The organism is Clostridium aciditolerans (assembly GCF_016316925.1).
Classification (GTDB): Bacteria; Bacillota; Clostridia; order Clostridiales; family Clostridiaceae; genus Clostridium_AM; species Clostridium_AM aciditolerans.
The window spans coordinates 232,903-252,243 of the sequence record NZ_JAEEGB010000015.1 but is presented as its reverse complement, the minus strand read 5'-3'; the positions used below and the strand labels follow the sequence as shown (position 1 = coordinate 252,243).

The 19,341-nt window shown below is 34.0% G+C and carries 19 protein-coding genes; all 19 read left to right on the top strand.

What is annotated here, in order from left to right; translation table 11 throughout:
• Positions 1-664: formate--tetrahydrofolate ligase (locus I6U51_RS14615; protein ID WP_211143332.1), on the top strand; the 664-nt coding region annotated here is incomplete at its 5' end.
• Positions 665-683: 19 nt separating this feature from the next.
• Entirely contained in the window at positions 684-1,316 is a 633-nt protein-coding gene (locus I6U51_RS14610; RefSeq protein WP_178908512.1) for a cyclodeaminase/cyclohydrolase family protein, read from the top strand.
• A gap of 89 nt (positions 1,317-1,405) precedes the next feature.
• On the top strand, positions 1,406-2,260 hold the full coding sequence (locus I6U51_RS14605; RefSeq protein ID WP_211143331.1) for a bifunctional 5,10-methylenetetrahydrofolate dehydrogenase/5,10-methenyltetrahydrofolate cyclohydrolase: 855 nt from the start codon (positions 1,406-1,408) through the stop codon (positions 2,258-2,260).
• A 26-nt stretch (positions 2,261-2,286) separates the two neighbouring features.
• Positions 2,287-2,940: a methylenetetrahydrofolate reductase C-terminal domain-containing protein gene (locus tag I6U51_RS14600; RefSeq protein ID WP_211143330.1), complete on the top strand. Its 654-nt coding sequence runs from the start codon at positions 2,287-2,289 to the stop codon at positions 2,938-2,940.
• A 17-nt stretch (positions 2,941-2,957) separates the two neighbouring features.
• The gene (locus I6U51_RS14595) at positions 2,958-3,833 is read left to right on the top strand and encodes a methylenetetrahydrofolate reductase (RefSeq protein WP_211143329.1); all 876 of its coding nucleotides are present in this window, start codon (positions 2,958-2,960) and stop codon (positions 3,831-3,833) included.
• Positions 3,834-3,856: 23 nt separating this feature from the next.
• A complete protein-coding gene (gene lpdA / locus I6U51_RS14590; RefSeq protein WP_211143328.1) occupies positions 3,857-5,236 on the top strand; it encodes a dihydrolipoyl dehydrogenase in 1,380 nt (459 codons plus the stop codon).
• A gap of 47 nt (positions 5,237-5,283) precedes the next feature.
• A complete protein-coding gene (locus I6U51_RS14585; protein WP_211143327.1) occupies positions 5,284-6,054 on the top strand; it encodes an ATP-binding protein in 771 nt (256 codons plus the stop codon).
• Between the two features lie 19 nt (positions 6,055-6,073).
• Positions 6,074-7,018: an acetyl-CoA decarbonylase/synthase complex subunit delta gene (gene acsD / locus I6U51_RS14580; protein WP_211143326.1), complete on the top strand. Its 945-nt coding sequence runs from the start codon at positions 6,074-6,076 to the stop codon at positions 7,016-7,018.
• A gap of 43 nt (positions 7,019-7,061) precedes the next feature.
• Complete coding sequence (acsC, locus tag I6U51_RS14575; protein ID WP_211143325.1) at positions 7,062-8,414, top strand: acetyl-CoA decarbonylase/synthase complex subunit gamma; 1,353 nt, start codon at positions 7,062-7,064, stop codon at positions 8,412-8,414.
• Positions 8,415-8,525: 111 nt separating this feature from the next.
• Positions 8,526-9,311: a carbon monoxide dehydrogenase/acetyl-CoA synthase methytransferase subunit gene (gene acsE, locus I6U51_RS14570; protein ID WP_211143324.1), complete on the top strand. Its 786-nt coding sequence runs from the start codon at positions 8,526-8,528 to the stop codon at positions 9,309-9,311.
• Positions 9,312-9,349: 38 nt separating this feature from the next.
• Positions 9,350-11,476: an acetyl-CoA decarbonylase/synthase complex subunit alpha/beta gene (gene acsB / locus I6U51_RS14565; protein ID WP_211143323.1), complete on the top strand. Its 2,127-nt coding sequence runs from the start codon at positions 9,350-9,352 to the stop codon at positions 11,474-11,476.
• 155 nt (positions 11,477-11,631) lie between these two features.
• Positions 11,632-12,006 (top strand): glycine cleavage system protein GcvH, encoded by a 375-nt coding sequence (gene gcvH, locus I6U51_RS14560; protein ID WP_211143322.1) that lies wholly within the window; start codon positions 11,632-11,634, stop codon positions 12,004-12,006.
• A 59-nt stretch (positions 12,007-12,065) separates the two neighbouring features.
• Positions 12,066-13,997, top strand: coding sequence for a corrinoid activation/regeneration protein AcsV (gene acsV, locus I6U51_RS14555; protein WP_211143321.1), 1,932 nt, complete (start codon positions 12,066-12,068; stop codon positions 13,995-13,997).
• Between the two features lie 5 nt (positions 13,998-14,002).
• On the top strand, positions 14,003-14,197 hold the full coding sequence (locus I6U51_RS14550; protein WP_178908500.1) for a CooT family nickel-binding protein: 195 nt from the start codon (positions 14,003-14,005) through the stop codon (positions 14,195-14,197).
• Between the two features lie 28 nt (positions 14,198-14,225).
• Positions 14,226-14,669 (top strand): DUF8180 domain-containing protein, encoded by a 444-nt coding sequence (locus tag I6U51_RS14545; RefSeq protein WP_211143320.1) that lies wholly within the window; start codon positions 14,226-14,228, stop codon positions 14,667-14,669.
• A gap of 313 nt (positions 14,670-14,982) precedes the next feature.
• Positions 14,983-15,618 carry a DUF3786 domain-containing protein gene (locus I6U51_RS14540; RefSeq protein ID WP_211143319.1) on the top strand — a complete coding sequence of 212 codons (636 nt, stop codon included), beginning with the start codon at positions 14,983-14,985 and terminating at the stop codon, positions 15,616-15,618.
• 44 nt (positions 15,619-15,662) lie between these two features.
• On the top strand, positions 15,663-16,649 hold the full coding sequence (lplA, locus tag I6U51_RS14535) for a lipoate--protein ligase (protein WP_211143318.1): 987 nt from the start codon (positions 15,663-15,665) through the stop codon (positions 16,647-16,649).
• Between the two features lie 67 nt (positions 16,650-16,716).
• Positions 16,717-17,580, top strand: coding sequence for a formate/nitrite transporter family protein (locus tag I6U51_RS14530; RefSeq protein WP_211143317.1), 864 nt, complete (start codon positions 16,717-16,719; stop codon positions 17,578-17,580).
• Positions 17,581-17,861: 281 nt separating this feature from the next.
• Positions 17,862-19,298 carry an NAD(P)/FAD-dependent oxidoreductase gene (locus tag I6U51_RS14525; protein ID WP_211143316.1) on the top strand — a complete coding sequence of 479 codons (1,437 nt, stop codon included), beginning with the start codon at positions 17,862-17,864 and terminating at the stop codon, positions 19,296-19,298.
• The last annotated feature ends 43 nt before the right edge of the window (positions 19,299-19,341 follow it).

Here is a 19,341-nt window from a genome sequence, read left to right as displayed (position 1 = left end):
CGGAGGAGTACCAAAGGCTGAATTAAATAATGAAAACTTAGAAGCTCTTGAAAAAGGACTTCCAAACTTATTGAAACACGTTGAAAATATAACTAAAGTATTCAAACTACCAGCAGTAGTAGCAATAAATGCATTCCCAACTGATACTCAAGCAGAGTTAAAGTTAGTTGAAACAAAATGTAAGGAATTAGGAGTTAACGTTAAACTTTCAGAAGTTTGGGCAAAAGGCGGAGAAGGTGGAGTTGAAGTAGCTAAAGAAGTAGTTAGATTAATAGAAGCAGGCGAAAATGAATTCCAATTCTCTTATGATGCTGAACTTCCAATAAGAGATAAAATAAGAGCTATATCTCAAAAGATATATGGAGCTGATGATGTAATATTTACAGATCAAGCTAACAAAGAAATTGATGAACTAGAGAAGAATGGATTTGGAAAAACTCCAATATGTATGGCAAAAACTCAGTACTCCTTAACTGATGACCAAACTAAACTTGGAAGACCTACAGGATTTAATATAACTGTAAGACAAGTAACAATTTCAGCAGGTGCAGGTTTTGTTGTTGCAGTAACTGGAGCAATAATGAAAATGCCAGGACTTCCTAAAGTTCCAGCGGCTGAAAGAATAAATGTTGACGAAAACGGAGTAATAAGCGGATTATTCTAAGATTTAGGAGGACAAGGCTATGAAACTAGCAGATAAGACTAGTACAGAGTTTATAGAAGTTCTTGCTTCTAAAGCAGCAGTTCCAGGTGGTGGTGGCGCAGCAGCTTTAACTGGTGCAATAGGAATGGCACTTGGAAGTATGGTGTGTAATCTAACTATAGGCAAGAAAAAATTTGCTGAGTTTGAAGAGAAGGTTAAAGGTATATTAAACAGAGCAGAAGAGCTCCAAAAAGAGCTATTAAAAATGATAGACGCAGATGCAGAATGCTTTCTACCTCTTTCAAAAGCTTATGGAATGCCTAAAGATACTGAGGAAGAGAAGAAATTAAAAGAGGAAACATTAGAAAAGTGCTTAAAAGATGCATGTGAAGTTCCAGTAGCGATAGTTAAGCTAGCTTATGAATCTATAAAATTACATGAAGATTTAGTAGATAACTGCTCAATGCTTGCAATAAGCGATGTTGGAGTAGGTGTACAATGCTTAAGAGCTGCAATATACGGAGCTCAATTAAATGTAATAATCAACATAAATTCGATAAAAGATAGTGAATATGTTGATAAGGTTAAAAAAGCGACAGAACCTCTAGTTGAAGAGGGTGTTAGAATAGCTGATGAAGTTTATGCGAAAGTGGTAAAAGCACTTTCTAAATAAAGATAATCTTCGGAAGAGGGAGTATCCTCTTCCGAAGAGAAATTGTGAAGATTTTAATCCCGAATTTTTATATGAAGGAGATAGTAAGTATGGGTCAAATAATTAAAGGAAAACCAGTTGCAGATGCTATAAGCGAAGAGTTAACTAAGGAAGTAGTAGAATTAAAGGCAAAGGGTATTACTCCGAAGCTTACAATAGTAAGAGTTGGAGCAAACGGAAGTGACCTGGCTTATGAAAGAGGAGCTTTAAAAAGATGTGATGGAATTGGAATTGCGACACAAGTAGTAGAGCTCCCTGAAGATATAATACAAGAAGATTTTATAAAAGAACTTAAAAAAGTAAACGAAGACAAATCAACTCATGGAATTCTAATTTTTAGACCTTTCCCAAAACAACTTGATGAAAGTGTTATCAAATATGTTATTGCACCTGAAAAAGATGTTGACTGCTTTAGTCCAGTAAATGTGGCTAAGGTTATGGAAAACGATTCTACAGGATATGCACCATGTACTCCGTCAGCAGTTATCGAAATATTAAAACATTATAACGTACCTATGAAAGGTAAGAAAGCTGTAGTTGTTGGAAGATCAATGGTTGTAGGAAAGCCAGTATCTATGCTTCTTTTAAATGAAAATGCTACAGTTACTATATGTCATTCAAGAACTCAAGATATGCCTAAAGTATGCTCTGAAGCAGATGTTTTAGTAGTCGGAATTGGTAAGGCAAAAATGATTGACTCGAGCTATGTTAAAGAGGGTGCTGTAGTTATAGATGTTGGTATAAATGTTGATGAGCAAGGAAACTTGTGTGGTGACGTTAATACAGGAGACTGTACAGAAAAAGCTTCAATGATAACACCAGTTCCAGCAGGTGTAGGATCAGTTACTACTTCAATACTTGCAAAACATGTTGTAAAAGCATGCAAATTACAAAATAACCTATAAGCATTGGGTATGATGGGGGAATAAGAATGATTATTTCAGAAAAAAAGCCGTTTGAGGAAGTGCTTCAATATTTAGATGGCAGTGAAAAAGTGATAATTACAGGATGTTCTTTATGTGCATCTACTTGTAAGGTAGGTGGAGAAGAAGAAGCTTTAGAAATGAAGACTAAGCTAGAAGAAAAAGGTAAGACAGTATTAGGATATAAAATATTAGATCCTTCTTGTAATTTGTTAAAAACAAAAAAAGATTTAAAGTCCTTTAAAGAAGAGTTAAAAGAAGCTGATGCAATTCTATCATTGGCTTGTGGAGATGGAACACAAACTGTTGCAAAGCTTACAAGTATACCTGTTTATCCTGCTAATAATACAATGTTTATAGGTGAAGTAGAAAGAGTAGGACAATACGCAGAAGCTTGTAAGGCATGTGGAAACTGTCAGCTTGCATGGTCAGGCGGAATATGTCCAGTAACAATGTGTGCAAAAGGACTTTTAAATGGACCTTGTGGTGGAGCTAGAGATGGAAAGTGCGAAGTTGATCATAACAACGATTGTGCATGGATTCTTATATATAACAAGTTAAAAGATCAAAACAGACTTGATAACTTGATGGAAATGAGAGAACCAAGAGATTTCGCAATTTGTGCACATCCAAGAAAAGTAGACTTGAGAGACAAGGAATAATCTAAGGGGGATTAGAAATGAGCCTATTAAAAGATGCTTTTGAAAGAGGAGAGTTTGCAGTTACAGCGGAAATGGCACCTCCAAAAGGTATAAATTTTTCCCACTTAATAGAATGTGCTAAGGCTATAAAGGGAAGAGCCCATGGAGTGAACGTAACTGATTTCCAATCTGCAACACTAAAGGCAACATCCTTGGCAACATGTAAAGTGTTAAAAGATTCAGGATTAGAGCCTGTTCTTCAAATTACAGGAAGAGATAGAAATAGAATAGCAATTCAGGGAGAGCTTCTATCTGCAGGAGTTTTTGGAATAGAGAATGTTTTGGCTTTAACTGGTGATTACACTATGACAGGAGATCATCCAGGCGCTAAGCCAGTTTATGATTTAGATAGCGTAGGTATACTTCAGGTAGCATCTACCATATCAAGTGGAAAAGACATGACAGGTCATGAATTGAATGGAACTCCTAGTTTTTATCTAGGTGCTTGTGTAACACCAAGATATGATCCTGTAGAATTGCAGATATTAAAAATGGAAAAGAAAATACAGGCTGGTGCTAGATTCTTTCAAACACAAGCTGTATATGATATAGATACATTAAGAGATTTTAGAGAGAAGACTAAACATTTAGATGCTAAGCTTATGGTTGGTATAATTCCACTAAAATCAGCAGGAATGGCAAAATATATGAATAATAATGTTCCAGGAATTTATGTTCCAGATGAATTAATCGAAAGAATGAAAAGTGCAGAAAACAAGATTCAAGAAGGAATAAAAATATCTGGAGAATTCATAAGACAAGCTAAGGAACAAGGTCTTTGTGATGGAGTTCATATAATGGCAATTGGTGCTGAAGAAAATGTTCCATTAATACTAGATGAAGCGGGATTGTAAAAATAAAATAAGGAGCGATTGAGATGAAGTTAGTTGTTATTGGGGGAGGTCCGGGGGGATATGTAGCTGCGCTTAAAGCAGCTATGCTAGGTGCAGAAGTTACAATAGTTGAGAAAGGCAAAGTAGGAGGAACTTGCCTAAACGTAGGATGTATACCTACAAAAGCCCTACTTGCTTGTTCAGACATATTAAATACAGTTAAAGAAGCTAAAAAATATGGCATTCAAATCGAAGGGGATATAAAAGCTGATTTTGCAACTATAATAGAAAGAAAAGAAAAGGTAGTTACCCAGCTTGTAAAAGGAATTGAGTTCTTATTTGAAAGCAAGGGAGTAAAACTTGTAAGAGGTCTAGGAAAATTAGTAAGTAATAAAGAAGTTGAAGTTACAAAGGAAGATGGAACAAAGGAGAGTATACAGGCTGACAAGATAATTCTTGCTACAGGTTCTGTACCAGTAGTTCCAAAATTCCTTCCTTATGATGGCAAAAATGTAATGACTTCTGATGAGGTTTTAAATCTTAAAGAACAACCAAAATCAATAATTGTTGTTGGTGGAGGTGTAATTGGTTGTGAAATAGGTCAGTTCCTAAATAGACTTGGAACTGAAGTTAAAATAGTAGAAATGTTACCACAACTATTACCACTTGAAGATGAAGATGTAGCAAAGATATTGCAAAGAAGCTTTAAGCAAGAAAAATTAAAGTTCTTTGTAGGTGATGGTATCTCAACTGTAGAAGTTGAAGATGGCAAAGTAATTGCAATTTTAAGCAGTGGTAAAAAAGTAGAAGCAGAAAAGATGCTTGTAGCTATTGGCAGAAGACCATATACTGATGGTCTTGGATTAGAAGAGTTAGGCATACAGACAGAAAGAGGCAGAGTAATAGTTAATGAGTATTTAGAAAGCAGCGTAGAAGGCATTTATGCCATAGGTGACTTAACTATAGGTCCAGATTTAGCTCACCTAGCTTCAAGGCAAGGTATTGTAGCTATAGAAAATGCTGTATTAGATAAGAAAAAGAAAGTTAGCTATAAAGCTGTACCAGGCTGTATATTTACAGAACCAGAAGTTGCTTCTGTTGGTATGAAGGAAAAACAAGCTGGAGAAGCTGGCATCAATTATAAAGTAGGAAAATTCGATTTCAGAGGTCTTGGAAAAGCTCAAGCTATGGGCAAATTCCAGGGATTTGTAAAAGTAATTACAGATGAAAAAGATGTAATTATTGGAGCATCTATAATCGGAGAACGTGCATCAGATATGCTTGGCGAGTTAACACTAGCTTGTGAGCTTGGATTAACAGCAGAACAGGTAGGTGAAGTAATCCATCCACACCCAACTTTATGTGAAGGAATTATGGAAGCACTTCATGATGTTCATAAACAATGTGTTCATTCAGTAGAGTAATAGCATAGGGGTTACCCCTATGCATAGCAATAGGAGGAGGTTGAACTATGGGATATAAAATAGCTGTAGCAGGTAAAGGCGGCACTGGAAAAACTACTTTAACAGGTCTTTTAATAGATTACCTTGTGAAAAAGGGTCAGGGACCTATACTTGCAGTTGATGCCGACGCAAATGCAAATTTAAATGAAGTATTAGGTGTAGAAATTGAAGAAACTATTGGTGAGATAAGAGAAGATGCCAGCAAAAGATCACTTGAAGATAACTTCCCAGGAGGAATGTTAAAGGCAGATTACTTAAAATATAAATTAAGTACTGCTGTAACTGAAGGAGACGGTTATGACTTGATTGTAATGGGAAGATCCCAAGGGCCAGGCTGTTATTGTTATGTAAATGGGGTATTAAAAACTCAAATAGATTCATTATCAGGAAACTACAATTATCTTGTTGTAGATAATGAAGCTGGAATGGAGCACTTAAGTAGAAAAGTAGTTGAAGAAATAGATACTTTATTCTTAGTAAGTGACTGTTCCAGAAGAGGAATTCAAGCTGTAGGAAGAATAAGGCAGCTAATTGACGAATTAAAACTAAATGTTGGGCAGGTTTACTTGATAGTTAATAGAGCGCCAGATGGCAAATTAAACGAAGGTACAATGGAGGAAATTAGGAATCAACAATTAGATTTAATAGGAGTTGTGCCTATGGATCCTATGGTATACGAGTATGATACTAGTGGTAAGCCATTAGTGGAAATGCCTGAGGACTCTCTATCTAAAAAAGCACTATATGATATTTTATCTAAAATAGCATTAAAAAAATAATTTAAGGAGGCATTAAGCTATGTTCAAAAAATCAGCACAGAAATTTTCAGGTAAGATTTGTGAAGTAGAAATAGGAACTGGAGAAAAGGCTATAAAATTAGGCGGTGAAAATGTACTATCTTTCTATTCTTTTGATGGAAATGTAGGAAACACTCAAAAAGTTGGTATGGAAATTTCAGATATTTTCCCAGAAGAGTGGATAGATGCTTTAAAAGAGCTTTATAAAGATGTATGCAATGATCCTGTTGCATGGGCAAAATTTGTGGAAGAAAAATATGCACCAGACTTTATTTGCTTAAAGTTAGATAGTGCAGATCCAAATGGGTTAAATAGATCTGCAGAAGAATGTGCAGCCACTGCAAAGGCTGTAGCTGAAGCAGTTAAGACTCCACTTGTAATTGCAGGAACAGGTAACCATGATAAAGACGCTAAGTTATTTGAAAAAGTTGCGCAAGCAGTAGATGGACATAATGTACTTTTACTTGCAGCTGTTGAAGATAACTACAAAACTGTAGCAGCAGCAGGTGCTATGGCTTACAATCATAAAATTGGAGCTGAATCTTCAGTTGATATAAACCTTGCAAAACAAATGAATATACTAGTTAACCAATTAGGAGTTGTTAATGAAAAGATAGTTGACAACATTGGATGTGCAGCAGCTGGATATGGTTATGAGTATGTTATCTCAACTTTAGATAGAATAAGACTTGCAGCATTAGGACAAGATGATAAAACTTTACAAATTCCTATAATTACACCTGTTTCATTTGATGCATGGAAAGTAAAAGAATCAATTGAGTTAGAAAAAGATTCACCACAATGGGGATGTCAAGAAGAAAGAGGTATAGGAATGGAAGTAGCTACTGCATCAGGTGTATTAGTATCAGGATCAAATGCAGTAATCTTACGTCACCCAAAATCAGTAGAAACAATTAAGAAATTTATAAATGAATTATTAGCATAATAAATTTAAAAATTTACTGGGATTAGATAAGGGAGGATTAAAAATGGCTTTAACAGGATTAGATATATTTAAATTAACACCTAAAAAGAATTGTAAAGATTGTGGATTTCCAACTTGCTTAGCTTTCTCAATGAAAGTTGCTACTGGAGCTGTAGAAATAGGAAAATGTCCTCATATGAGCTCAGAGGCTATAGAAAAATTATCAGAAGCTACAGCACCATTAATGAAGACTTTAACAGTTGGTAAAGGCGAAACTGAGTACAAACTCGGTGGAGAAACTGTAATGTTCCGTCATGAAAAAACTTTCGTTAACAGAAATAGATTTGCAGTATTATTATCAGACTGTATGGATGATGCTGAAATAGATACAAAGATTCAACATATGAAAGACGTAGATTATGTGAGAATCGGTGAAGATATGAAGGTTGAATTTGCTGCATTAAAATATGCTGGAAATAAAGACAAATTCATCGCTTTAGTTAAAAAAGTAAAAGACAGCGGGTTAAAGGTAGCTTACATACTAATTTGTGAAGACGTTGCAGTTGCTAAAGAAGCTTTAGAATTAGTAAAAGCTGAAAATCCTATAGTTTATGGCGCTAATAAGGACAACTATAAGGAAATGGTTGAACTTGTTAAGGCTGATAATTTAGCTTTAGGAGTAAAAGCTGACAACTTAGAAGCTTTATATGGACTAGTTGAAGAGATCCAAAAATTAGGATATAAGAATTTAATTCTTGATCCAGCTTCAACTTCAATTAAAGAAGCATTTGAGAACACAGTACAAATAAGAAGAATGAATATTCAAGGACAAGATAGAACATTCGGATACCCTTCAATTTTATTTGTAGATACACTTGCTAAAGGCGATAAATTTATGGAAATAGCGCTATCTACATTATTCACAATGAAGTATGGTTCAATAATAGTTCTAAGCGATATAGACTATGCAAGAGCTTTACCTCTATATGGAATAAGACAAAACATATTTACTGATCCACAAAAACCAATGAGAGTAGAGCCAGGTTTATATGGAGTAAATAATCCAGATGAAAATTCTCCATTAATATGTACAGTTGACTTTGCTCTAACTTACTTCATAGTATCAGGTGAAGTTGAAAGATCAAAAATGCCTGTATGGATGGCTATTCCAGATGCTGGGGGATACTCAGTTCTTACATCATGGGCTGCGGGTAAATTTACAGCTAGTAGCATAGCTAAGTTTATAAAAGAAAGTGGAGTAGAAGAAAAAGTTAAGAGCAGAAAACTTATACTTCCAGGAAAAGTTGCTGTATTAAAAGGTGACTTAGAAGAGAACTTACCAGGATGGGAAATCATAGTTGGAACTACAGAAGCTATGTTTATACCTAAGTTCTTAAAAGAGTTAGCTGGGAAATAATAAACAAAAATTGAGAATCAGGGTTAGTATCTCTGGTTCTCAATATAAATATAATGCTGAATAAAATAATGTAATAAAAAAATAAAACATTAAATGGGAGGGCATTTATCAATGGAAAAGTTTATGATTATAGGTGAGAGAATTCACTGTATATCACCAGCTATTAGAAAGGCTATAGAGGAAAGAAATCCAGAGCAAATATTTAAAAGAGCAAAAGAGCAATTAGATGCAGGTGCTCACTACTTAGATTTTAATATAGGACCAGCTGAAAAAGGCGGAGAAGAGTTAATGCAATGGGGAGTTCAATTACTTCAAAAAGAATTTGATAATGTTCCGATTGCATTAGACACAACAAATAAGAAAGCTATAGAAGCTGGACTTAAAGTTTACAATAGAACAAAAGGAAAACCAATCATAAATTCAGCTGATGCTGGCGACAGAATTGGAAATATAGATTTAGCAGCAGAATATGATGCTATGTGTATAGCTCTATGTGCAAAAGAAGGTATAACAAGAGACAATGATGAAAGAATGGCATATTGCACAGAAATGCTTGAAAGAGCTATGGGACTTGGAATGGATCCAACAGACTTATTATTTGATCCTCTATTCCTAGTTATAAAAGGAATGCAAGATAAACAAAAAGAAGTTTTAGAAGCTATTAAAATGATAAGCGAAATGGGACTTAGAACTTGTTGTGGGTTAAGCAATGTATCAAACGGAGCTCCAAAAGAAATAAGAGGAATAATGGATGCTACTTATGCAGCTATGGCTATGCAATGTGGACTTACTTCCGCAATCATGAATCCTTGTGACAAGAGATTAATGGAAACTATTAAAACTTGCGACGTTATAAACGGAGCTGTTTTATACGCTGACTCATATTTGGACTTATAAAATTAACATAAACTTTTAATTTAGGGAGGGGCTAAAAAATGAATTTATTTCAAACTATATTCACTGGTTCCAAGCAGGCTTTAGCAGCTGCAGAAGGTATTGTTAAAAAGGCAGTTGAAGAAAAAGGCAGAGATCATAAGGTTGCATTTCCTGATACTGCATATTCATTACCAGTAATCTATGCTGCTACAGGAAAGAAGATTACAACAGTAGCAGAATTAGAAGGCGCTTTAGACATAGTTAGAAGCTTAATAGTAGAAGAAGAAATGCTAGATAAAGCATTAAATTCAGGATTGGCTACAGCTGTTGCAGCTGAAATAGTTGAAGCAGCTAAGTACGTACTTTCAGATGCTCCATATTCTGAGCCATGCGTAGGTTTTGTATCAGACCCTATAATTCGTTCATTAGGAGTACCACTAGTTACTGGAGATATTCCTGGAGTTGCAGTAGTACTTGGAGAATGTCCAGATGCTGAAAGTGCAGCAAAGGTTATAAAAGATTACCAATCAAAAGGAATAATGACATTCCTAGTTGGAAAAGTTATAGACCAAGCTATAGAAGGCAACGTTAAAATGGGTCTAGACCTAAGAGTTGTTCCATTAGGATATGATGTTACATCAGTAATTCACGTTGTAACTGTTGCTATAAGAGCAGCTTTAATATTCGGAGGAGTTAAGCCAGGTAATTTAGCTGAAGTTCTTCAATATTGTTCAGACAGAGTACCAGCTTTCGTAAATGCCTTTGGACCATTAAGCGAACTTGTAGTTTCATGTGGTGCAGGTGCTATAGCACTTGGATTCCCTGTAATAACTGACCAAACTGTAACAGAAGTTCCTACATTATTATTAACTCAAAAAGATTATGATAAAGTAGTTAAAACTTCCCTTGAAGCTAGAAAGATAAAGATAAAAGTTACTGAAATTCCAATACCAGTTGCGTTTGCAGCAGCATTCGAAGGTGAAAGAATAAGAAAGAACGACATGTTCGCTGAGTTCGGTGGTGGTAAGACTGAAGGTTGGGAATTAGTAATGAGCGCTGAACCAGGTGAAATTGAAGATCATAAAATAGAAGTAATAGGACCAGACATAGATAGCATAACAACTGCTCCAGGAAGAATGCCTTTAGGAATGCTTATTAAGGTAGCAGGAGCTAATATGCAAAAAGACTTCGAACCAGTTCTAGAGAGAAGACTTCACTACTTCTTAAACTATATCGAAGGTGTAATGCACGTTGGACAAAGAAATCTTACTTGGTTGAGAATTGGTAAGGAAGCTTTTGAAAAAGGTTTCAGATTAAAACACTTTGGCGAAGTAGTATATGCTAAGATGTTAGATGAATTTGGTTCAGTTGTAGATAAGTGTGAAGTTACTATAATAACTGATCCAGATAAAGTTGTAGAATTGAAAGACAAACTTGCTATGCCAAGATTTGCTGAAAGAGATGAAAGACTCAGCAACTTAATAGATGAAAAAGTTGATACATTCTATACTTGTAACCTTTGTCAATCATTTGCTCCAGCACATATATGTATAGTTACGCCAGAAAGACTTGGCCTATGTGGTGCAGTTTCATGGTTAGATGCTAAAGCAACACTTGAGTTAAATCCAACAGGACCTTGTCAAGCAGTACCAAAAGAAGGCGTAGTTGATGAAAACTACGGTATTTGGGAAAGAGTAAATGAAGCTGTTTCAAAAGGTTCTCAAGGTGCAGTAAATGAAGTTACATTATATAGTATATTAAATAGCCCAATGACTTCCTGTGGATGTTTCGAATGTATTACAGGTATAATGCCAGAAGCTAATGGTGTTGTAATAGTTAATAGAGAATTTGGTGCTGTGACTCCACTTGGAATGACATTTGGAGAACTTGCATCAATGACAGGTGGTGGAGTACAAACTCCAGGATTTATGGGACATGGAAGATCATTTATTCCATCAAAGAAATTTATGAGAGCAGAAGGTGGAATAGAAAGAATAGTTTGGATGCCAAAAGAATTAAAAGACTTTGTAGCTGACAAACTAAATGCTACTGCTAAAGAATTATATGATATAGACAATTTTGCAGATAGAATTTGCGATGAAACTATAGCTACAGATTCAGATGCAGTTTTAGCATTCTTAACAGAAAAAGAACATCCAGCGTTAAATATGGATCCAATAATGTAATAAATAATTGACAGAGGACAATTGACAATTGACAGTGAAGGAGGATTTTTCGACCTTACACTACGAAAAATCTTTAATTTATATAACTTACCATCACTGTCCTCTGTCCTCTGTCAATTGTCCTCTAATAAAAATTAGAAGAAGGGGTGTTAATAATGAATTTTCCAAGTGAATTATATTACAGCAGCGAACATACATGGGCTAAAATAGATGGCGATGTAGCATATATAGGAATAAGCGATTTTGCACAAGATCAACTTGGCGAAATATTATTTGTAGAGATGCCAGAAGTAGAAGAAGAAATAGCTCAAGGAAAAGCTTTTGGAGTAGTTGAGTCCTCAAAGAAAGCTTCAGATTTGATAGCTCCTATATCAGGAGAAGTTTTGGAAGTTAACGAAAAGTTAGACGACGAACCTGAATATATAAATGAAAATGCTTATGATGCTTGGATAGTAAAAGTAAAAGTAAGCGATAAAGGGGAGCTTGAAAATTTATTAAATGCTTCTGGATATGAATCAGGCTTAAAGTAGAAAAAAACTTCTCGGTAATTTAACCGAGAAAGTTTTTTTTAAGGAGGTATTTACAAAATATGCTAAGAGTTAAATTTGTTCCACAAAACAGGGAGATAGTAGTAGAAAATGGGGAAAACCTATTAGAGGTTGCTAGAAAAGCTGAAATATTTATTGATGCTCCTTGTAATGGAAATGGTGTTTGTGGAAAGTGTAAGGTAAAAATTCTTGAAGGAAAAATAGATACTGAAAAAAGCAGGCATATAAAGGATGAAGAGTGGAATGAAGGATATATTTTAGCTTGTAATTCAAAGGTGATAGAAGATGTAGTTATTGAGATTCCTTCTAATGCATCGTCAGCTATGCATGGTATGAAAATTGAAGATTTATCCGGTAAAAGAGAACATGAAATATTTGAAAAATCAAAGCAGAAGTTATCAGAGAATGGAATGGAATTCAAAACATATGTAAAAAAGGATTTTATAAAACTAGATCCTCCAACATTAGATGACAATATATCTGATTTTGAGAGAATTAAAAGGCATTTAAGAAATCACTTAGGATATAATCAAGTATTTTGTAGACTTCCTATGCTTAGAAAAATATCTTCGCTTATAAGGGAAGCTGATTTTGAAGTTACTATAACGCATATACCAAGAGGAGAAGGTAAAACTACTATAATTAATATGGAAAAGGGAAATACTACAGATAGACTCTATGGTGTAGCACTAGATATTGGAACTACATCTGTGGCAGCCTGTTTAGTAGATTTATATGGCGGTACACTTGTAGCAAAGGCATCTTCAGGAAACGCACAAATAAAGTATGGTGCAGATGTTATAAATAGGATAATATATTCAACAAGAGGAAATGGACTTGAAGAGCTAAATAATGCAATAATCAATGAAACTATAAATCCACTTTTAAGAAAAATGTATAAAGATTCTGGTATATCAAAGGATGAAGTAGTATCCTTTATAGCTGCAGGAAATACTACAATGTCCCATTTGTTTTTAGGGGTTTATCCTGATTACTTAAGAATGGAACCTTATATTCCGGCTTTTGTAAAATCACCTTTTATAAAAGCATCTGAATTGGAAATAGCAGTTAATTCAGAAACCTTTATATACTTAGTACCCTCTGTTGCAAGTTATGTTGGAGGCGACATTACTGCTGGAGTTCTAGCATCAGGTATATGGGCGTCTGACGAAAATATACTTTTTATTGATTTAGGAACTAACGGTGAAATTGTATTTGGAAATAGAGAATTTTTAATGACCTGTGCTTGCTCTGCTGGACCTGCCTTTGAAGGTGGAGAAATAAGCTGTGGGATGAGAGCAGCAGGTGGAGCAATAGAAGAAGTTAAAATTGAAAGAGACACTTATGAACCTAAAATTAGTGTGATTGGAGATGAAAAGCCAGCAGGAATTTGTGGTTCAGGAATTATTGACTTAATATGTGAAATGATGCTATCTGGACTGATTGACAGAAGGGGAAAACTTGTAAAAGGTCTAGGGACATCAAGAGTAAGATTTGACGAACACGGAATTGGAGAATACGTAATAGTATTTAAAGAAGAATATAAATTGGAAAAAGATATTGCCATAACGGAAGTTGACATAGATAATTTTATTAGAGCAAAGGCAGCTATTTATTCGGGAGTCAACACTCTTCTAAGTGGACTTGGAATGGACTTCACTATGATAGACAAAATTTATATAGCAGGTGGTATAGGCAACAGCTTAGATATAGGAAACTCTATAAAAATAGGGATGCTTCCTGATATAGAACAAGATAAAATCTCTTATATAGGTAATAGTTCTTTAATGGGATGTTACTTAACCTTAATGAGTGAAGATGCAAGACATAAATTAGAAGAAGTAGCAAATCATATGACTTATGTTGAACTTAGTGTGGAACCAGGATATATGGATGAATTTGTATCTGCGTGCTTTTTGCCGCATACTGATATTGAAAAGTTTCCAAGTGTGGAACAATTGTTAAGGAGGTAACAAAAATGTGTGAATCAACAGCATATTTAATTACACCAGAAGGTGAAAGAAAAGTAATGGACTATGTAGTAGATGTAGTACCAAAAGAAAATGGGAAATTGTTATTAACAGATCTTTTAGGAGAGGAACAGTTAATTGAAGGAATGTTAAAAGAAGTAAGACTTTTAGAGCACAAAATAATTATTGAAAAAGTTAAATAAATATGTAACTTATGAGGAGGTACTTATTATGAGTAAAGAACATTCACATGAACATAGCCATGCTCATTCACATGAACATGAGCATCAACATGAGCACAAACATAGTCATGGCATAGAAGAACATACGCATGGACATAGTCATGTTCATTCACATGACCACGAGCATAAGCATAGTCATGATCACGATCATAGCGGAGACCATGATCATAAGCACAGCAATTGTTGTGGACAAGGACATAATCATGAGTGTGGAGCAACAGTAGATGATAATCTAACTAAGGAAGAAAAAACATTAAAAGTTTTGTTACATCATTGGGTTGATCATAATAAATCTCACGAAGAAAGTTTTAAAGAATGGGTTGAAAAAGCAAAAACTATGGATAAAACAGAAACATCTACTTATATTGCAAAAGCAATTGAATATATGGAAAAGGCAGATGAAATGCTATTAGAAGCTCAAAAGCATATTTAGTGTTTAATTCGTAACTTAAAAATTTTGTGATACAAAATTTTTATTAGAGGACAGAAGACAGAGGACAGAGGACAGTGAAGGTGAGTTTTCTTCCTTACGTCAGAAAATTAATTTATTTTTTTAGGCTTGTTTTGCTAATGCAAAACATCGCTAATTTATATAAATTAAAGATTTTTCGTAGTGTAGCGGAGAAAAATCCTCCTTCACTGTCCTCTGTCAATTGTCCTCTGTCCTCTAAAAAATTACGTCGTAATTTTTTTATATTACTAACATAAGTTCACCATATATGAAGTTGAAAGGATGAAAAGTGGTTATGGATAAAGTTGCAATAGAAGAAAAGAGAAAAGATAAAATACCATATGAATATAACAAAAGTATATTTAAAAACTTTAATCCTGAAGAAATGGAACAAAATACTGGATGTATATATAATAAAGAAAAACAGCAATTTGTAGTTAGATTGATGGGAGAAAATATAATAGTAAGATATCCATCAGGAGAAGTATTAAAGGAAGATGGAAGGTCAATAGAAAAATATGCACCTAAAACATTAGTATTAAGATATTTGATGAATGCAAAGGGAGTTGCTCCATTAGATAAAAATATAACATACAGAGACGTTGATGGTGGAAATATGTATTATAACAATTTCTATGGAAGATGTCTTTTAAGATTAGCAAAAACCTTTGGACAGAACCTAGAAAAGTTTAAAAATGCATTTGAAAAAATTGGAGCAGAAAAAGTAGATATGGGGGATATAGCTTATAAATTTGAATTTTTAAATAATATATATGTAACTTTTGCTCTATGGGAAGGAGATGAGGAGTTCCCTCCTTCATCACAAATATTATTTAATGGCAATGTTCCATTTTATTTTTCTGCGGAAGATTTAGCCGTAGTTGGAGATGTTTCAATTGGAGCAATAACTACTTTAGCTTATGCTAAATAGTTTAAAATTTCACAATTAAATTTATGCTAACTGGAGGCAGTTTTATGAAATATATTTTAAGTAATTCATTTAACCCATATTTTAATTTAGCACTAGAAGAGTATATATTTAAGACTGTTGGAATGCAGGAAGACTTTATCATTTTGTGGCAGAATGAAAATACGATAGTTATAGGAAGACATCAAAACACTATAGAAGAAATTAATGCTAACTTCGTACAGGAAAACAATATAAAAGTAGTACGAAGAATAACAGGTGGTGGAGCTGTTTACCATGATCTAGGCAATTTAAATTTTTCATTCATAACAGGATATGATAAGAATAATATGATTGACTATAAAAAATACACAATACCAGTTATAAATGCATTGAAAAAACTAGGAGTAGATGCTGAGTTAAGCGGTAGAAATGATCTTACTATAGATGGCAAAAAGTTTTCAGGAAATGCTCAAAGTATGCATAAGGGGAGAATTCTTCATCATGGCACTCTGTTATTTGACTCAAATCTAGATATTATAGGGAAGGTACTAAATGTACAGCTGGACAAAATACAGTCTAAAGGTATTAAATCGGTAAGAAGTAGGGTAACTAATATTAAAGATTACCTAAGAGAAGGTACCGATGTAAACGGATTCAAAGAATTGTTGCTAAAAAATTTGTTTGAGAATAACATTCTTGAGGAATATCACCTATCCGAAAATGATCTAGTATCTATAACTAAACTTAAAGAAAGTAAATATGACACCTGGGAATGGAACTATGGAAAATCTCCGAAATTTAATTTTAAAAGCTCAAAGAGATTTGCTAATGGTAAATTAGAAGTTTTACTTAATGTTAATAGTGGACTTATTAACGAGTGTAAAATTTATGGAGACTTTTTAGCATTATGCAGCGTTGATGAACTTGAGGAAAAGCTTAAGAGAATTAGATATGAAAAGTCTGCTATTGAGTATATACTTAGCAGCGTAAATTTAACACAATACTTTGGTAATATTACATTAGATGAAATTTTAGAATGCTTTTTTGTATAAGTGACTTTTTGATTATGGACATAATTATTTAAATAATTTTAAGATAATTAAAAGGAAGGGGATCTATATGGAAAGTAGAATGTTAAAACCAAATGAATTGTGCGATGCATCTATAGGGGGAGGATGTGGTAAGGCAGGTCTGACAACATCGCAGCAAATTATTTTAGGACTGTTAGCAGGTGCATTTATTGCAGTAGGAGGAGCTGCTTCAGCAGTTGTTTCCCATGGAGTAGCAGATGCAGGTGTTGCTAAGCTATTAAGTGGTGCAGTGTTTCCGGTAGGACTTATGTTAGTAGTAATGTGTGGTGCAGAACTATTTACAGGTAATTGTTTAATGATTGTACCTCTTGTAGATGGGAAAATAAGTATTAAAGATGTACTAAAAAACTGGGTAATAGTATATATAGCTAATTTTATTGGCTCAATGCTTATAGCTTTTTTGGTTTTTCAATCAGGAGTCTTTAATATGAGCTCTGGAAAACTTGGTGGAGTTGTAATAAAGGTGGCATCAACTAAAGGTAGTCTGGCATTTGGGACAGCATTCGCTAGTGGAATAATGTGTAATTTCTTAGTTTGTCTTGCAGTTTGGGGAGCAGCAGCAGCGAAGGACGTTGCCAGTAAAGTAGCAATAATATGGTTTCCTATAATGGCTTTTGTGGCTTGTGGTTTTGAACACTGTGTTGCTAACATGTATTTCTTAACAGCAGGAATCCTTGCTAAATCTAATCCAATATACGCGCAAGCATCAGGATTGGCTCCAAACAAAATGATAGACGGAGCGGGAATCGTAAATAACTTAATTCCTGTAACTCTTGGAAATATAGTTGGAGGAGCAGTTATGGTCGGGTTAGCATACTATGCAGTATATAAATATATTCCAGCAAAAAAGGATAGCAGCAAAGCTTCTTTAGAAGTAAAAGCGCAATCATAGAATTTTATATCAAACATAATAAAGTATTTGAACTAAAATAGCAAGTTAAAGATGTCTAAAGTAAATAACACTAAAAAAACCATGGAAATCTATTGAACTATAAGATTATTTCTCGAAATTTAAGAGTATTTAATAGTTGAATATTTATAATATTTATGTTAAGCTAAAGTTGAAATTAAGAAGTATATATTATGGCGGAGTTAAAGAGAGCCAAATTTTAAGGTATAGTTTGCCTTAAATTTGTGCTCTCTTTTTGTTTTATATTTAAAGGAGGTATATCTATGTTTGATATAACAATTGTAGGAGCTGGAGTCGTAGGATGTTCAATAGCTAGAGAACTTGCTAGATATAAATTAAAGGTATGTGTTATTGATAAGGACTCGGATGTAGCAAATGGAACAACTAAAGCTAATAGTGCCATAGTACACGCAGGGTTTGATGCCAAACCTGAAAGTTTAAAAGGAAAGCTTAATGCTAAAGGAAATTCCATGTTTGATAAGTTAGCTGAGGAATTAGATTTCCCTTTTAAAAGAAATGGATCTTTGGTTTTGTGTTTTAATAAAAATGATGTAGATAAACTTAATGATTTAAAAAAACAGGGAGAAAGGAATGGGGTTCCAGGACTTGAAATAATAGAGGGAGATAAACTAAGAGAAATGGAACCTAACGTATCAGATGAAGTAGTTGCTGCGCTGCATGCGTCAACTGGTGCAATTGTTTGTCCTTATGAAATGACAATAGCTTTAGCTGAAAATGCCTTTACAAATGGAGTAGATTTTAAATTCGAAACTGAGGTAAAAGCTATAGATAAGATAGAAGATATATATGTATTAAGAACTAACAAGGGAGATATTGAAACAAAGATAGTGGTGAATGCTTCCGGTGTATTTGCAGATGAAATAAATAACATGATAAGTAATAACAAAATAAATATAGTTGCTAGAAAAGGTGAATACTGCCTATTTGATAAATCAGTAGGGAATATGATATCAAAAACTGTATTCCAACTTCCAACTAAGATGGGAAAAGGTATATTAGTAACACCGACAGTAGATGGGAATTTATTGATAGGCCCTAATGCGATAGATACAGAAGATAAGAATGATTTAAATACATCATCAGAAGGAATAAATGACATAATAAGTAAAGCAGGTTTAAGTATTAAACAAGTTCCTATGAGACAAGTTATAACTTCATTCTCGGGATTAAGAGCACATAGTGTGGAAAATGATTTTATAATTGGAGAACAGCAAGATGCTGAAAACTTCATTAATGCAGCAGGTATTGAATCACCTGGATTGTCGAGCGCACCTGCAATAGCTGAGATGGTTGTTGATATCATAGTAAACAAATTGAATCCAAGCAAAAATGAAAAGTTTAATCCTATTAGGAAGGGAATACCTAAATTTAGAGAGCTAAACAATGAAGAAAGAAAGAAACTTATACAGCAGGATTCAAGATATGGTAAGATAATATGTAGATGTGAGACTGTTACTGAAGGGGAAATTATAAATGCGATAAGGAGACCTTTAGGAGCAAGGACTCTTGATGGTGTTAAAAGAAGAACTAGATCTGGTATGGGAAGATGTCAAGCAGGATTTTGTGCACCTAAAATAGTTGAAATTTTAGCTAGAGAGCTTAACTTAATGCCTACAGAAGTAACTAAGTTTGGAGGAGAATCCAAGTTGCTAGTAGGTAAAGATAAAGAAACAATTTAAGTATAATTCCTATGAAATTAATAATGCTTGGAGGTTTATTGAT

Coding starts and splice junctions, on each gene's coding strand:
- I6U51_RS14550 (WP_178908500.1), top strand. CDS start 14,003: ATGTGTGAATCAACAGCATATTTAATTACACCAGAAGGTGAAAGAAAA.
- I6U51_RS14610 (WP_178908512.1), top strand. CDS start 684: ATGAAACTAGCAGATAAGACTAGTACAGAGTTTATAGAAGTTCTTGCT.
- acsD (WP_211143326.1), top strand. CDS start 6,074: ATGTTCAAAAAATCAGCACAGAAATTTTCAGGTAAGATTTGTGAAGTA.
- I6U51_RS14530 (WP_211143317.1), top strand. CDS start 16,717: ATGGAAAGTAGAATGTTAAAACCAAATGAATTGTGCGATGCATCTATA.
- I6U51_RS14585 (WP_211143327.1), top strand. CDS start 5,284: ATGGGATATAAAATAGCTGTAGCAGGTAAAGGCGGCACTGGAAAAACT.
- I6U51_RS14595 (WP_211143329.1), top strand. CDS start 2,958: ATGAGCCTATTAAAAGATGCTTTTGAAAGAGGAGAGTTTGCAGTTACA.
- I6U51_RS14540 (WP_211143319.1), top strand. CDS start 14,983: ATGGATAAAGTTGCAATAGAAGAAAAGAGAAAAGATAAAATACCATAT.
- I6U51_RS14600 (WP_211143330.1), top strand. CDS start 2,287: ATGATTATTTCAGAAAAAAAGCCGTTTGAGGAAGTGCTTCAATATTTA.
- acsC (WP_211143325.1), top strand. CDS start 7,062: ATGGCTTTAACAGGATTAGATATATTTAAATTAACACCTAAAAAGAAT.
- acsB (WP_211143323.1), top strand. CDS start 9,350: ATGAATTTATTTCAAACTATATTCACTGGTTCCAAGCAGGCTTTAGCA.
- lpdA (WP_211143328.1), top strand. CDS start 3,857: ATGAAGTTAGTTGTTATTGGGGGAGGTCCGGGGGGATATGTAGCTGCG.
- I6U51_RS14605 (WP_211143331.1), top strand. CDS start 1,406: ATGGGTCAAATAATTAAAGGAAAACCAGTTGCAGATGCTATAAGCGAA.
- lplA (WP_211143318.1), top strand. CDS start 15,663: ATGAAATATATTTTAAGTAATTCATTTAACCCATATTTTAATTTAGCA.
- acsV (WP_211143321.1), top strand. CDS start 12,066: ATGCTAAGAGTTAAATTTGTTCCACAAAACAGGGAGATAGTAGTAGAA.
- I6U51_RS14525 (WP_211143316.1), top strand. CDS start 17,862: ATGTTTGATATAACAATTGTAGGAGCTGGAGTCGTAGGATGTTCAATA.
- acsE (WP_211143324.1), top strand. CDS start 8,526: ATGGAAAAGTTTATGATTATAGGTGAGAGAATTCACTGTATATCACCA.
- I6U51_RS14545 (WP_211143320.1), top strand. CDS start 14,226: ATGAGTAAAGAACATTCACATGAACATAGCCATGCTCATTCACATGAA.
- gcvH (WP_211143322.1), top strand. CDS start 11,632: ATGAATTTTCCAAGTGAATTATATTACAGCAGCGAACATACATGGGCT.